Genomic DNA, 14994 nt, shown 5'->3' on the forward strand with positions numbered 1-14994 from the left:
TTTTATAACAATTTTATATTTTTTAGTAAAATATTAATAATTGTCTAAAACACTGATAAACAAACACATTAAATGAAATATTTCATTTAATGTGTTTTTTTTTTAATTATAAAAAAGTTGGTTTTAACATTTTTTTTTGTATTTTTCCACACCAAATCTAAAATGGCCATTATGCAGACGTCTTATTTTTTAAGAAAATATCAGTGGTTACTACTGTTTTTAGCGATGTCATCTGTAATGACAGCTCAAATAGTGATTACAAAACCACAGCTTACTTTTAGTTTTTTATGTCAAAGTGAGACGGTTAATACAACGCATGATATAACGTTTACGGTTTCTCCAATTGGAAACATAAATTCTGGAAATGTTTTTAGTTTGGAAATGTCACAAGATAACTTCGCTACAGCACCTGTGTTGATTAATCCAATAGCTGTTGTACAGTCAGGTTCTCAATTTACGATGACTTTTAGTTTACCGACCAGTACGTTTGGAACGAATCACAGATTAAGGGTAAGAAGTTCTAGTCCCGCATCTGTCAGTCCCGCATCTGATCCTTTTGACGCCTACTATATCAAGCATAATCAAGAAATTATGCTTAATACAGCTACGGGAATCAATAATATTTCATTTTGTTCTGGTGGAAGCATAACCCTTTTTATCTTTAATTCAGGAACCAATTCCTCTCCTCTTTTTTATCCGGAGTTGACTTACGTTTGGAAGAGAAAACAATTACCCAATGATATTGTTGTGGGTACAGGAGCTTCATTGTCTGTTAATCAACCTGGGGAATACTTTGTAGAAACAAACTATGGTGTATGTACACCATCTTTTAACTCGAGATCAAGGATAGTAACTGTAACCGATCAGTCTTCTTCAAGTTTGACCATAACTAGTAGTTCTGGAAATCAAATCTGTGAAGGTTCAAATGTTACATTAACAGGAAGTTTGACAGGATCTGCCTATACGTTTCAATGGTACAATGGAACTGAAGCCATAATAGGAGCAAATTCAAGTACTTATACAACTACTGTAGCTGGAAATTTTAAATTAGTAGCAGATAACGGTACTTGTTTAGCGGAATCCAATGTGATTGTCTTATCCCCCATTACTTTTAATGTTAGTTTTACCCCATCTGCTCCAATTACATTGAGCCCAGGTCAAACGGAGACTATTGTTGTAACAACTTCAGCAACAAATCCAGTTTTCCAATGGTTTAAAGACGGGAATGTTTTGTCTGAAACCTCTAATACATTGATTGTAAATGAAACAGGAGCGTACACTTTGATTGTTAATCAAACTACGGGATGTATTGTTAGTGAAGAAATTGAAATTGTAGTCCAAGGCCCTCAAATCAATGATGTGCCAAATTTGATAAGTCCTAATAATGACGGTTCAAATGAAAAATGGATTTTACCTACATCCATTACTTCACAAGTAGGAATTAATGTGAAGATTTTCAATGCATCTGGTAAGATGGTTTTGAATACGGATAATTACGAGAATAACTGGCCAATTAATGAATCTGATTTTGTTGATTCAAATTCCGTTTTTTTCTATATTATCTCTAAGGGAGACCAAAAAATTAAGCAAGGAACCATAACCGTTATTAAGTAATTACGTTTTGAGAAAAAGATATTTTTTATTGTTTGCTTCGCTGTTTTTAAGTGTTGGTGTTTTTTCTCAGGAAAACGCATACAGTTCTTTTGACGTGTCTTTAAGAAATTCGATTAAATTTAATAAATTTTTACTCAATCCTGCTTTTAGTTATGCAAGAGAAAGTACTCCTACAATAACTTTAGTAAATAGAAGACAATGGGTTAAATTTGAAAATTCACCCCAACTTTATTTTGCAAATTACTTAGGGAGTTTGGGCAACAACTCAAGGTTTGGAGTTGGTGTTTATCAACAAAGTTTAGGGCTTTTGAAAAATTTTGGAGGGGTTTTAAACTACGCCTATAATATTCCTGTTGGTCTTGAATCAAACCTTACTTTCGGTATTAACACGTATTTTTATAATTCAACTTTTGATTTTAGTAAAGTAATTACCGTTGTAGAGGAGCCCTTGTTACAAAATCAAAAATCAAATTCTTTGATAGCAATCAAGCCAGGAATAAACCTTGGAACCGAGTTTTTTGATTTTGGTGTTTCTGTAAATAATTTGGTGCTCTATAACTTAGCTACAAGTGAAATGGTTAAGGACAATCAAGAGAACAGCTACATGGGGTATGCCATGTACACAGGTTACGTAAACAGTTATAATGATTTCCTAGAGGATGCTAAATTTTCAACACTATTCTTTGTAGAAAAAAACAAAGACGCTACTGCTTTGGCGGCAAATCTTCTACTAGACATCCCTAATAAAGCATGGCTTCAAGGAGGATACAATACTTTATATGGATTTTCTGCCGGTGTAGGTATTACATTGTCGGAAAGATTTTCGTTAGGATATAATTACGATATTGGTTTAGGAGATGTATCCCAATTAGGATCTAGTCATGAATTTTTACTTTCTTACAAATTTGATGAATATGAAGAGAGCAATAGATATTATCAACAAGTAACAAAAAAACCAAAGGCAACAACTAAAAAAGTTCCAACCACTCCAACAAAAACTAAAGCGCAAATTGCTAAAGAAAAAGCAGATCAGTTAGCTAATGCAAAATTAGAAAAAGATCGATTGGCTCGCGAAGCCGCTGAAAAAGCAGAAAGAGATCGATTGGCTGCAGAAGAGGCAGCTCGTTTGAAAGCCGAACAATCAAAAGAAGTTGTAAATACTCAGGCGGAGATAGATAGGTTAGCAGCAGAAGAGGCAGCACGTTTAAAAGCAGCAGCTGATAAAGCAGCAGCTGATGCAGCAGCACAAGCTCAAGCTGAGAAAGATAGATTAGCGGCTGAAGCAGAGGCACGTAGAAAAGCTATTAATGATAAAGCCAGAGCAGATGCGGCTAAAGCCAAAGCAGAGCGTGATAGATTGGCAAGAGAAGCCGCAGCGAAAGCACAAGCAGAAAAAGATAGACTGGCAGCGGAAGAAGCAGCACGTTTAAAAGCAGCAGCCGATAAAGCCAATGCAGATGCAGCAGCGAAAGCACAAGCAGAAAAAGATAGACTGGCAGCGGAAGAAGCAGCACGTTTAAAAGCAGCAGCCGACAAAGCCAATGCAGATGCAGCAGCGAAAGCACAAGCAGAAAAAGATAGATTGGCAGCGGAAGAAGCAGCACGTTTAAAAGCGGCAGCCGATAAAGCTAATGCAGATGCAGCAGCGAAAGCACAAGCAGAAAAAGATAGACTGGCAGCGGAAGAAGCAGCACGTTTAAAAGCAGCAGCCGACAAAGCCAATGCAGATGCAGCAGCGAAAGCACAAGCAGAAAAGGATAGATTGGCAGCGGAAGAAGCAGCACGTTTAAAAGCGGCAGCCGATAAAGCTAATGCAGATGCAGCAGCGAAAGCACAAGCAGAAAAAGATAGACTGGCAGCGGAAGAAGCAGCACGTTTAAAAGCAGCAGCCGATAAAGCCAATGCAGATGCAGCAGCGAAAGCACAAGCAGAAAAAGATAGATTGGCAGCAGAAGAAGCGAAAAGAAAACAAATCGAATCAGACGAGTCTAATAGAGCAGTTGAGGCATTCAAGAAAGAAATTGAATTAAAAACAGCAGCATCGGATAGATTAACAAAAAGTATTGATTCGATAGTTAAAGACAGAGATAATGACTTAAAGGAGTATTTGCTAGAAAATACGTTGAATGCTGATGGAACTGCTAGAGCACCTAGAAAGTTTGTTAGTACAGCAGAGTCAAACGCACAGATTCAAAATTTGAAATCTAAAATTAATGCGAATAAAGCTGCTTTTGATAAGTTAATTAGAGACTTTGAAGCTTCCAATAATCAAAGGATTAAAGATTTGAAAGCTAAAGGCATTTCAGATGCAGACGCAAAATCAGTCAATGATTACTACTTAAAAATGTTAAACGATTTAAAACAAAAACGGGACGCATTCAACAAGTTAGAGCAAGAAGCGGATGCTAAAATCCAAAGAATTAAAGAGGAAAAAGAAGCAGAACGATTAAGAAGGATTAAAAAAGCAGAGTTTGTTGATGAAACGGAAAGAAATTTAACCAACCAACAGTATTTGGAGGCGTTAAAGAAAAACCAAGGAGTAGTAAACGGTACGAACCCTACAGGAGGAGTAACCCCAGTGAGTGATACAAATACAGATCCGAATGCCGTTATGGACATCCCGATTATTAAGAAATTAAAAGATGTAAATTCGGGATACTATTTGGTATTAGAAAAGTTCAATACAATCGACGAAACAAAAGCTTATTTAGCTACGGTACTTAAAGAAGGAGGAGGTTCTAATGTAAACTTCTTCTATAACTTGCATAACAGTACCTACTATGTATATATTTCTCAAGTAGAGAGCATGTCAGCTGCCAACCAAGAATTGAAAGCTAAAGGAACTAAAACGTATAATAAAAACATGTTTATTGTAAAAGTAGAATAGCAACAAACAGATAAAATAATAAAATAACACCAACTTAATTCTGTACCATAATGAAAAGAATTACTCCCAATATCTTATTCGTCCTGACCTTTTTACTATTGGCGACAAACACTGTGGTTGCACAGACTGCAGTACCCTTTTCTGTAAAATACAATGCTTCACTTAAAGGAGATATGTTGCTTATTGGAAATGGAATTGTTAACGTAAGAACTAATCCAGGTAATACAACAAGTAATCCCTACACAGGTGATGGAAATAACAATAGTTTCAATATGCAATATATTGATATTGATGGAGATGCTAGTACTTTTTCATCAAGTAGTGCAAATTTAACTATTCCAACAGCCACTGCAAATTGTTATAGGATTGCATATGCTGCTTTATATTGGGGGGGGCTATATTCACAAGCAAATATCAATAATAATACAGTTAATAGAGCCAATTTCAATAGAGTAAAATTAAGATTACCTGGTACAGCTGGTTATACAAATATAACAGGTACAGTTATTCACGACGCATATCCAACTATTTTATCACTTAATCAAACTGGCTATGTAAGTTATGCTGATGTTACAACATTGTTACAGGGTTTAACTGACGCCAATGGAACTTACACAGTCGCAGATTTAATTGCTGGTAATGGGGAGGGATCATCAGGAGGTTGGTCTCTTTTTGTGGTTTATGAAGATCCATTAGCAACTGCTAAGAATTTTACAAGTTTTGATGGTTTTAGTTCCGTAAGAGATACACAAACATTAAACATCCCAGTTTCTGGTTTTACAACTATTCCAGTAGGACCTGTTAGGTCAAAAATTGCCTTTTCCGCTTTGGAAGGAGACAGAGGACTAACAGGTGACAATTTAAGAGTCAACGGGACAAATATGACCATCCCAACAAGACCAGCAACAAATTTTTTTAATAGTACAATTAACGATATTAATGGCGCATTCAATGCCCGTGTTCCCAACAGTAGTAATTTATTAGGATTTGATGCAGGGATTTTTAATGTGCCGAATGCAGGTAATGCTTTAATAGCTAACGGAGCCACTAATGCTACCTTAACTCTTTTCACAACTGGAGATGCGTATTTTTATTATTTGAATGCATTTGCTATAGAAATTATTCAACCACAAATCAATTTAATTAAAACGGTTAGTGATTTAGGAGGTAATGATATTGGGAATGGAAGTGTGACGCTAGGTCAAGAATTGTTTTATGATTTAACATTTCAAAACATTGGAAATGACAACGCTACTAATTTTACCATAACTGATGTTTTACCTATAAATGTTGATTTCTTGCCAGCAGATTTGGTATTGCCTCCAGGGGTTACTTATACTTTTGATGCAGCAACGAATACCATTGTGTTTACCATTCCAAACTCTTTAGTGACGCAAGGGGGTGCCGCTTATACAATCAGTATCAAAGTTAAAGTGGTTGAAGATTGTTTTTCATTAAGAGATGCTTGTTCGAATGAAATTAGAAACCAAGCTTTTAAAACCTATAGCAGTCAGAATTCAGGAAATATTGTAGAGAATCAACAACCAAGTGCATCAGGTATTAGTGCTTGTCTTATTCCTGAGCCAGGTACAACTAATTTCCTTGTTGGAATTGATGACTGTTCTTTCACAAGAGATGAGGTTTTATGTGGTGATAGTATCATATTAACAGCGGGTTCTGGTTACTCGACTTACCAGTGGCATGCTGGTTCGCCACCTACTGCAGCTAATGCTATTCCAGGCGCTACAAATCAAACTTTTGAGACTACTGCTACTGGTGTTTTCACGGTTGTGAATACAGCACCAGCACCTTGCTTGTCTATTGTAGAAACATTTAATGTGAATTTCTTTTCTTCTGTAATTGGCACAAATCCTTTTCAACAAAGTGATGCGCAAGCAGTATGTGCGAATGATGGTCAAACTTTGTTCAAGTTTTTCTTATGTGGTAGCGAAAGAAGATTGATACGTACTACAAGTAATAGTGCTTCTGGAATTGTTTGGGAGCGATTAGACGAAACGAGTTGTCCTGCGATAACTGTTGCGGATTGCCCTAATACGAATACCTCTTGTGTTTGGAATCAAGTAGGAAGTGGTATTAATTATAATGCAGGAAATGCTGGACAATATCGCGTTCGATTTGTTTATCAAAATGGATGTTTTGAGACCTATTATTTCAATGTTTATAAAAACGAATTCACACCAACATTTACAAGTACAGATATTATATGTGGCACAAATGGTTCCATAACTATAAACAATGTACCTGTAGGATATGAATTTAGCATTGGTAGTGATGCAGGTCCATGGCAAACAAGTAATGTTTTTCCAATAACTACACCTGGGGCATATTCTGTTTTTGTTAGACCAATCGGAGATAGTGTAGGTACTTGTATCTTTGAATTAGAAAACATTTCTGTTTTACAAAGAAATTTCAGCGTTGATGTCATCCCTACACAACCATTATGTAATGGTGGACAGGGTAGCATTAGGGTTCAGGTTAATAATGTAGAACCACAATATTCTTATGAATTGTATTTAGGCGCTACATTAGTTAACTCGGCTGGACCGATAAATGCAAACGATTATATTTTTCCAAATTTAAATCCAGGAACGTATACTGTTGTAGCAACCACAACAGATGGATGTACTAGTACACAAAATGTTACTATAGTAGATCCTGCACCTTTAACTGTTTCTGCAGCAATTACAGTTCCATTGACATGTACTGCTGGTGAAATCACGATTTATCCAGTTGGGGGAACTCCACCTTATATTTATGAGGTCAGTACAATTCCAGGATTTCAATCTACACCAGAATTTGAAATTACTACACCAGGTACTTATAATATTACCGTAACCGATTTTAATAACTGTGTGGCAACAACAAGTATTGTTGTTGACCAAATACCAGCTCCTGTTTTTACAGTAGGGCAAACCAATATTCTTTGTTATGGAGATAATAGTGGGGCTATAACTTTTAATGTCACTAATACGAATGGGTATACCTTATCCTATAGTATTGATAACGGAACAACCTACACTACGAATCCAAGTTTTACTAATTTAGTAGCGGGAACTTATCAAACAATAGTACAATATGCTTTAGGAGGTGTTGCTTGTTTTACAACTGCTCAAGCAATTACGATAACAGAGCCAGCATTGGCATTAACGGCTTCTGGTGGTGTATCGCAACTAGCAGGTTGTGGTCCAGCTGGTGAAGGAGAAGTAAGAATTACAAATCCTCAAGGAGGAACACCACCTTATGCTTATAGTTTTGATAATGGTGTTACTTACGGACCTGCCAATACTGCTTTTTTACCAGCAGGAACGTATACACTTTACATTAGAGATGCTAATATGTGTGTCTTCCCAATGGCAGTAACAATAGATCCAGCACCGTCAGATCCAACCATTGTGGTAAACAATCCCGATTTTAATTGTGATGGAACTGCAACATCAACCGTAACGGTTAATGATAATGGTGGAAACTTTGCTTATACATATTTGTTAGACGGTGTTCCAAATACAAATGTTCCTAGTAACGTGTTTACCAATGTACCTTGTGGCGATCATACGGTTACCGTTCAATATCAAAATTTAAATATTCCTACTTTCAGTAATCTTTTAAACGAAGACTTTGGAAGTGGTGCTAATACAACAACAGATGGTATAGCTTCTGCTTATTGTTGGAACAGCCAACCTTATCCAGCTACATCACCATGTGGAAATTCTCCAATTCCAGGTTATGCTCCAGTTTGTGGATCCTATACCATTGAAGATAATCAGTATAGTGTAACGAGTGCTATTATTCCTAATAACTGTGCTTGGTTTGCCTACAGAGATCATACTTCTGGAGGGACAGATCCAAGCGGAAGATTTTTAGCGGTAAATATTGGTTCAGCAGCAGGTAATTATGGAATTCTATATAGTAAACCTATTACCGATGTTTTACCAAACCAACCTGTAATAGTTGAAATTTGGTTAGCCAATCTATTAAGAACAGGTGTGGCTGGTGCAGATCCTGACTTTATACTCGAATTAGTAGACGGTGCTGGAAATGTTGTTGCTTCACAGAATACTGGAGTTATTGATAACACAGTAGATGCGTGGCAATTGAGAACAGTAACGTTAAACCCAGGAGCTAACACCAGTTTAACTTTTAATGTGCGTTCAGGAAGTATTTTATATAACGGTAATGATGCCGCTATTGATGATATTAGAGTATATCAGTTACCAATAGCATGTATTACTGAAGTGAATTTTCCTATAAATATTGCGTGTAATCAAGCTTTTAGTGCTTCTATCACTGGTTTTTCAGACTTGTCTTGTAATGGAGCTAATGACGGTCAGATTACTATCGCAGCTCAAAACTTTGAGCTTCCTTATGGATTCGATTATTCGATAGATGGAGGAACTACTTGGATTAACGCTACAACTTCACCTGTAGTGGTGAATGGTTTAGCGGCGAATACCTATTCTATTTTAGTTAGATATGACGATTCAGCAACGACTTGTTCTTTCCCTTTCACTCAAGTTATTTCACAACCAGCACCTTTAGTGGTTACGGCTAATCTTACCAGTCCTGCAACATGTTTAAATGGAGCTACAATTACTGCTTCCGCTTCAGGTGGAACACCAAATTATCAATATCAATTAGAGGATAATTTAGGCACTGTTGTTGTACCATTCCAAGCGAGTGGTGTTTTCTCAAACATTGTCCCTGGTGATTACATAGTAGTTGTTAGAGATGCAAGAGGTTGTTCAGATCCTACAGATGTGCCAATTAATGTTCCAAGTCCTGTTGTACCTACGGCATCGATTTCAACAACATCAGATTTGTGTTACGACAGTGTAAATGCAGCTACTATAGTTGTAGATGCTGCAAATGGTGTAACACCTTATCAATATAGTATAAATGGAGGTGCTTTCCAAAGCAGTAATACTTTTAGTGGATTAGTTCCAGGTTCTTATGTAGTTACCGTTCGCGATGCTTATGGCTGTTCAGTTACATTGCCTGCAACAACTATTGCTCCCGCTTTATTAGCGAATGTAGTTATCACTAGTAATCTTAATTGTACAACTTCACCAGATGCCATTATTTCGGGAACAATTTCTGGTGGTGTTGCTTCTTATACCTATCAAGTTTCATTTAATGGAGGAGCTTTAAGTGCTCCAGTAAGTGTAGTAGGTTCAACATTTAACTTTGCAGCAACAACTGCAGGAAGCTATCAATTTACGATCACGGATAGTATTGGTTGTATCGATGTAACAAATACAGTGACCGTTAATCCATTACCAATTTTGTTGCCACCAACGGTGGTTCAGAATAATCAAGTATTGTGTAACGGTGATAGTAACGCTTCAATCGTAGTTACTTCATCAGGGGGCTTACCTCCTTATGTGATTAACGTATTTAACAATACCACAGGAGTTGATTACGGAACGCAAACCTCTGGATTAGCAGCGGGTAATTATACGATTACTACTACTGATGCTAATTCGTGTACTGCTTCAACAACAATAACAATAACGCAACCAGATCCAATTGCATTTTCAACAGTTAAAACAGATATTAATTGTGGTCCTTCGGGAACAGAACCAGGACAAATTGAAGTTGTTGGTGTAACTGGGGGAACACAGCCTTTTACTTATTATGTTACCAATAGTTTTGGTTATTTTGATAGTTATTCAGCAACAACAAATGAAAATCATTCTTTCCCAATTTTAAATTTTGGTATCTATACCGTAACAGTAGTAGATGCCAACGGATGTCAGTTGGTTGAAAACGATGTATTCATCGCTTCTCCACCTAATAGTTTATCTATTGATGTAGGTACTGCAACTGCAACATGTGTGGGTGGTGGTACTATAGAAGTAACCGTAAATCCAGTGGTTGTTGGAGGACCTTATTTCTTTGCTATTTATCAAGATTTATCTCCTGCAAACCCACCTTATCCTACTTTTCCAGATCCTGCTTTTCAGCCAGCAGATGTTCCAGGTGGTTTAACTTCTACATTTACAGGATTAACACCAGGCGTTACATATAGTTTCATTGTTTATGATCAATCGACAAATTGTTATTATTTTGAAACTGCTGCAGCACCTGTTCCAACATTATCAACAATTACATCTAATCTTGTTCCTAATAATGTTACTTGTACAGGTTTAGCAGATGGAAGTGCTACATTTACTTTCCAAGGTTATCAAGGAACCAGTGTATCGTATCAAATTTTCACAGCTCTTAATAACGTTGCGGTTGGTCCGGCAGGAACTTCTACAGGTTTAACAGGAGCTCCCGTAACCATAAATAACTTTGGAGTATTGCCTCCAGGCGTTTATTATATTTTATTTACAGAAAACGATGGGCCAAATGTAGCCTGTTCGCAAACATCTGTTAATTTCACGATTTCACAATCGGCGGTATTATTATCTTTAACGGCTAACGTAACCAGAAATGATAACTGTAATGTTAATGCTGGTCAAATTACGGTAATTGGTGCTAATGGTACTGGTCCTTACCAATATCAGTTAGTTCCATCTGGTGGTCCTGCGCCTACGGTTGCAACTTGGGCAGGTCAAACTTCATCTATTTTCAATGTTGAAGGCGGTAATTATGATGTGTATATTAAAGATAATAACAACTGTATCCAAACGGTTTCTATCTTTGTACCAACTGATACAACACCTCAGATTTTTTTAGCTCTAGACGCATCTACAACATGTAATGCTAGTGAAGGAAATTATTCCATTATTGTAACAAGAGACAATACACTAGGTGTGGCTCCTTTCACTTACAGTGTTGATGGGGGTGCATTTAATTCTTACACAGAAGACGCTTCGTTCTCATTTGTATTATCAGGATTAAATTCAGGTTCGCATACGGTTATTGTTAGAGATGCAAATGGATGTTCTTATACAGAAACGTTAGTGATTAACCCTCCAATTATCAGTAGTGCTGCTGTAAGTGCGGCAACTGCAGGAAATTGTGGTGTAAGCGATGGAATTATTACATTAAATGTTTCTGGTGGTTCAGGAAGTTATTCTTACGCTATAACTCCGAGTCCGGCTGTGATAACATTAAGTGGTAATGTATTTTCAAATGTTCCTGCTGGTTCTTATACCATCAGTATAACAGATGCTGTGACCTCTTGTGTGTTCACGTTGCCTGTTACTGTTACAGCTCCAGCACCAGTAGTTTTCACTTCAACAGTTACTGACGCAACTTGTAATGCTGGTACAGACGGTAGTATAACCATCAACTTAGCTGCTTCAAATACGGATCCGGCTTACACATATGAAATAACAGCTCCAATTGTAGTTGGACCTCAATTAACAAATGTGTTTAATGGTTTAGCAGCTGGAACTTATACTGTTTTAGTTACTTCTTCAAGAGGTTGTTCAACTTCTCAAGATATTGTAGTGGGTGAACCAGCAGCTATTTTAGTTCCTGCTCCTGTAGTGACACAGTTTAATTGTAATGCAGGTACCAACGCAACTAATTTCGCAACCATTACTGTAAATGGTGTTACTGGAGGTTCTTCAACGTATATCAATTATGAGTTTATACTAGGTGGTTCAGTTCTTCAAAGCGGATCAAGTAATGTTTATACAGCATCAAATTTAGCAGGAGGAACCTTTACAATTAACGTTTATGACAATAACGGGTGTATAGGAACTACGGTTGCAACTATTGATCCTTTCGTATCGATTTCAAATCCTACAGTAACGGTAGCCAATTCTATTACTTGTACGACCAATGAGGACATCACAGTTAATGTTACCGTAACAGGAGGTTTTCCATCAGCTTTAAATTACACTGTAGTAGGGCTTAACGGAAACCCATATAATGTAACGCAAACTTCACCAAACTTTACTGGTTTAACGGTTGGTAATTATCAGATAACTGTTGAAAATCCTGATACAGGTTGTAGTGTTCAAGCCATACATTATGTGTTTGATCCAAATACTTTTGATGTGAACATTACAGTAAACAATAATGTTACTTGTTTTGGTGGAACAGATGGTTCAATTGATGTTACTTTTGTTGATATTGATGTGACACCAACTAATGATTCGGGATCATTTAATTATGAAATTTACGATCAAGCAAATAATTTAGTTTCTAGTGGAACTAGTGCAACAGCAGGACCATTAACTATTACTGGACTGGCAAGTGGAGTATATAGCTTAGAAGCAACATTGGTGAACACACCATTTTGTACGGTTATTAAAAACTTTACCATTACCCAACCAGCAGCTGCATTAGCTATTAACGCTACTAGTACTCCGATAACTTGTGTGGCAACTTCAGATGATGGTACTATAAGTGCGACGGCATCCAACGGATGGGGTGCTCCTTATGAATATCAATTAGCGTTAGGCGCAACAATACTTTCGCCTTGGTCTTCAGTGGCTAATTTTACAAATTTAGGTCCTGGTAATTATACGGTTAGTACAAGAGATGCACAAGGGTGTGTGGTTAGTACAAATGTTGTATTGTCTATTCCTACTCCTATAAATGCCTCTGTTGGTGCTTCGACAATGTCATTATTGTGTTTCGGTGACACCAATGCCTCTATTACAGTTTCTGGTGTAACAGGAGGTCAAGGAAGTGGTTATTTATATAGTCTTGTGAATCTTACTACAGGAACTACTTCAGCTCCTCAGACTAGTAATGTTTTCCAAAACTTAGGTGCAGGTACTTACAATGTTATTATTTCAGATTCATTTAATTGTACGTTTACAACAGCAGATGTTACGATAACAGAGCCAGCAAGTGCTGTAACAGCACAGTTGAATGTAACCTCTACTGCAACTTGTTTGATTGATGCTACCATCACTTTAACAGCTTCTGGGGGAACAGCGCCTTACAGTTACAGTACCACACCTGGTGGACCATATACTCCTTTTGTAGGTTCAGTAACATTTAACGTAACCGCTGGAGCTTATCAATATTATGTAATTGATGCTAACAATTGCGAGGAAGTGGTTTCAAACAGTATTGTTGTAGAGCCAGTTGTGCCTGTTTCAGTAACCGTAGATACCGCTAATGCCATTATATCTTGTAATGGAGGTACAGCAACAGTCTCTGTAAATGCAACAGATGGTTTAGGAGGTTATGTATATACCCTTTTACCAGCTACTGCTGGCGTAGTACAAACTTCTCCTGGAGTCTTTGAAAATGTACCCGCTGGTACATATACGGTAAGAGTTGATAGTGGTGATTGTAGTTCAGATTCGGCACCATTTACTATCACTGAGCCTACTCCAATACAATTCACGAGTACTTTTACGAATGTAACTTGTAGTGGCTTAAATAATGGTGCTATTGAGGTAATTGCAACTGGTGGAACGGGTATTATTCAATACTCTATTTCCTCAAATCCGCTTCAAACGGTTAATAGTGGTTTATTTACCAATTTAGCTCCAGGTAATTATACAGTTTATGTTCAGGATCAAGCGGGATGTTTCTTAGCGCCAATTGACTTTACTATTACTGAACCAGCGCCAATAACTTTGACTGCATTAAGTGTAAATGAGGAAGTTTGTTTCAATGATGGTGGTAGTATAAGCTTTAGTTTAACAGGCGGAACGATTAATGGAACGCAAGGATATACAGTGAGTGTTAATGGAGGTGCACTTGTTCAGACTTCTTTAACAGGTGACTTTAGTTTTGTGAACTTACCTGCAGGATCGTATGATTTTATTGTAATCGACGCTAATGGTTGTGATGATTTCCAATTTGTACAGGTGTTAAATCCTGGTGTAGATATTCAAGCTTTAGTTGATGTTGCGTATTTATGTACTGGAAATATACCAACAAACACGGTAACAGTTGAGGTAAATCCAAATGTACCATTGTCTGAATTCACTTTCAGTTTAGATGGAGCTGCCCCAACATCAAATAATATTTTTAATGGTGTTAGTGAAGGCAATCATGTTGTAACGGTTAATCATAGTTCTGGATGTACAGAAACACTTTCTTTTGGTGTTACAGCATTTACATCACCGGTTCTAACGTTAGCTGAGACGGGATTGAATCAGTTTACAGCGACAACAGTTGGTGGTGCAGGTGGTAATGAGTACATCTTGAATGGTCAGGATATGGGATCTACAAATGTCTTTACGATTAATCAAACAGGCGATTATACCGTAACTGTAATTGATGATAATGGTTGTGAGGATACTAAGACCATTTTTATGACGTTTTACGATGTAACAATTCCAGATTATTTTACTCCTGATGGCGATGGAACTAATGATGGTTGGGCTCCAATTTACACCGATAACTTCCCTAACATGGTCGTTTATATTTTCGATAGATATAGTAGAAAAGTGGCTAGATTACGTGTTGGAGAATCTTGGGATGGAAACTATAATAATAATCCGTTACCAACAGGAGATTATTGGTATGTGATTAAATTAAACGGTGATACAGATGCAAGAGAATTTATTGGTCATTTCACATTATATAGATAATCAAGCTAACAGAGT

Annotated in this window: 3 protein-coding genes; all 3 read left to right on the top strand. The window is 37.1% G+C overall.

Annotated features, from left to right (window positions below; translation table 11 throughout):
- Positions 1–171 precede the first annotated feature (171 nt).
- The 3 genes from BUE95_RS03980 to BUE95_RS03990 are packed head-to-tail and all read left to right on the top strand — an operon-like array spanning position 172 to position 14979.
- Complete coding sequence (locus tag BUE95_RS03980) at positions 172–1614, top strand: T9SS type B sorting domain-containing protein (RefSeq protein ID WP_159433493.1); 1443 nt, start codon at positions 172–174, stop codon at positions 1612–1614.
- Between the two features lie 7 nt (positions 1615–1621).
- The gene (locus BUE95_RS03985; protein ID WP_073581641.1) at positions 1622–4501 is read left to right on the top strand and encodes a PorP/SprF family type IX secretion system membrane protein; all 2880 of its coding nucleotides are present in this window, start codon (positions 1622–1624) and stop codon (positions 4499–4501) included.
- A gap of 50 nt (positions 4502–4551) precedes the next feature.
- Positions 4552–14979 (top strand): T9SS type B sorting domain-containing protein, encoded by a 10428-nt coding sequence (locus BUE95_RS03990; protein WP_084530220.1) that lies wholly within the window; start codon positions 4552–4554, stop codon positions 14977–14979.
- Positions 14980–14994: the final 15 nt, after the last annotated feature.

The organism is Flavobacterium cucumis (genome assembly GCF_900148835.1).
In the GTDB taxonomy this organism is placed as follows: Bacteria; Bacteroidota; Bacteroidia; order Flavobacteriales; family Flavobacteriaceae; genus Flavobacterium; species Flavobacterium cucumis.

Coding starts and splice junctions, on each gene's coding strand:
- BUE95_RS03980 (WP_159433493.1), top strand. CDS start 172: ATGCAGACGTCTTATTTTTTAAGAAAATATCAGTGGTTACTACTGTTT.
- BUE95_RS03990 (WP_084530220.1), top strand. CDS start 4,552: ATGAAAAGAATTACTCCCAATATCTTATTCGTCCTGACCTTTTTACTA.